Annotated in this window: 4 protein-coding genes; all 4 read right to left on the bottom strand. The window is 74.8% G+C overall.

The window, feature by feature from the left end; translation table 11 throughout:
• Positions 1-300: CocE/NonD family hydrolase (locus HW445_RS29000; protein ID WP_180223813.1), on the bottom strand; the 300-nt coding region annotated here is incomplete at its 3' end.
• Entirely contained in the window at positions 297-1,160 is an 864-nt protein-coding gene (locus HW445_RS28995; protein ID WP_180223812.1) for a hypothetical protein, read from the bottom strand. The genes HW445_RS29000 and HW445_RS28995, both read right to left, overlap by 4 nt.
• Positions 1,161-1,251: 91 nt before the next feature.
• The gene (amiA, locus tag HW445_RS33855) at positions 1,252-1,365 is read right to left on the bottom strand and encodes a streptamidine family RiPP (RefSeq protein WP_257231356.1); all 114 of its coding nucleotides are present in this window, start codon (positions 1,363-1,365) and stop codon (positions 1,252-1,254) included.
• A 75-nt stretch (positions 1,366-1,440) separates the two neighbouring features.
• Positions 1,441-1,924 (bottom strand): ABC transporter ATP-binding protein (locus HW445_RS28990; protein WP_180223811.1); only part of this gene is annotated, 484 nt, incomplete at its 5' end.

Genomic DNA, 1,924 nt, shown 5'->3' with positions numbered 1-1,924 from the left:
CCCGTCGCTCCACGGCTGACGGCGGATCCAGCGGGAGGTCCGCGTGCCGTCGGTGAGTTCGTGCGCGTACGGCCGCCACTCCCCCGCCTGCCGCTCCCCCGCCGACCCCGCCGACCCGAACCGGCCCCGTACGTCCTGGACCACGGCGGCGAACCCGTGGCGGGCCCAGCCGCGTGCCTCGGGCAGGTGCCGGGTCCGGTCGTAGGGGGTGCGGATCAGGACGGCGGGGAACGGGCCGTCCCCGGCGGGGAGGACCACGTCGGTGGCGAGCCGGCCGACGGCCGCGCCGGTCCGCCTCATCCGTCCTTCCTCGGCATGGGCGCGACGTCCGGCACGGGCAGCACGGGGTGCTCGGTGACCGTGAGGGTGCGCAGGTCGACCTTCCGCAGTCGGCGTCGTGCCGGGAGTCCCGTCGTGCCGGGGGCGTCGGTGGCCCAGCGGACGAGGTCGTCGGCCAGCAGTGCCGCTAGCAGCCCGGCCGCGGGTCCGGTGAGTCTTTCCGTGGCGCCCGACGTGCGGGGTCCGCTCCAGTAGGCCGCCAGTTCCCGGTGGGCGGGGGTGGCGGCGAGCCGCCGGAGGCGTACGTGCGCGGACGTCACGTCCCCGCGGGCGGCGGCGAGCGGTTCGACGTACGCCTGCCGGCCCTCGCGGTGGCAGCGGAACCAGGCGACACCGTGCTCGGGCAGCAGGTCCGCCGCGTCCCACAGGCCGTCGGGCACGGGTCCGTCGAGGCACCACACGACGGCGGCGGGATCACCGTGCAGCAGATCGCCGAGGGCGGCCGGCGAAGCGGCGGAGTCCGCGGCGGGCGGATCGGTCCTGGGCTCGGCGCCCAGGCCGGTCAGGCAGGCGGCGAGCGGTTCCGTGAGGACCGCGTCGCCCAGGAGACGGACCGCGCGGCGGGCGGCGGGCCACTGGGGGCTCGCCGCTTCCGGTGAGTGCTCGGCCAGATAACCGGCTTCCCCGAACGCCCGCAGGAGCCGGTCCAGTTCGGCGTCCGAGGGAGTGTCGGTCCTGCCGGAGAGCAGGGACAGGAGGGCGGCGTGGTCGGCTGCCGCGGTCCTGACGCTCAGGAACTCCCCTGAGTCGGTGCGCAGGGCGAGGCCCCGCCCGGGGACGGGGAAGACCTCGACACCGGGTGCGAGTCGGCTGCGGAACACGGCGACCTCCTGACAAACGGGTTGCGGGACGGGGCGTGGGCCCGCCCGGACGGAGCCGGACGGACCCACGGTCGAGGGGTGGGGTCCTCGGTTACTCCTCGGTGTCGTCGAAGGGGTTCTCGACGAGCGCGTTGGAGTGGGAGGCGGAGTCGTGGGCCAGCTGGCCCGGGTCCGCGATGGGGGCGAAGACCGACTCGTTGTCCATGAGTTCTCCTTCTGTTCCGGGGAGACGCGGCGTTCGGGTGAGCGCCGCGTCACGAACTCTAGATGAATATGATTTTCATATTCTAGAGGGCAGAGGGTGATCTGGGTAACACACCGGCCACCCCCCCTGCGGATCACGGCCCACCCGGCCGGCCACCCTCAACACGTCCGCCAGCAGGCCGGGGGTGACGACCTGCCGGGGCGGTCCGTCCGCCGCCACCCGACCGTCCCGCAGGGCGACGACGCGCTCCGCGAAGCGGGCGGCGTGGGCGAGGTCGTGCAACACCATCACCACGGTCAGACCGCGCTCCTCGCGCAGCCGGACCACCGTCTGCAGCACGTCGAGCTGGTGGTGCAGGTCCAGGTAGGTGGTCGGCTCGTCGAGCAGCAGGACGCGGGTGTCCTGGGCGAGCGCCATCGCGAGCCGGACGCGCTGCCGCTCGCCCCCGGAGAGGGCGTCGACGTCGCGGTCGGCCCAGTCCTCCACCCCGACGTCCCGCAGCGCCCGGCGCACGACCGGGTCGTCGCCCTCGCGGAGCATGCCCAGCGGCCCGCGCGCC

This window comes from Streptomyces sp. UH6, from assembly GCF_013421635.1.
Classification (GTDB): domain Bacteria; phylum Actinomycetota; class Actinomycetes; order Streptomycetales; family Streptomycetaceae; genus Streptomyces; species Streptomyces abyssomicinicus.
This window is presented reverse-complemented; position numbering and strand designations above follow the sequence as displayed.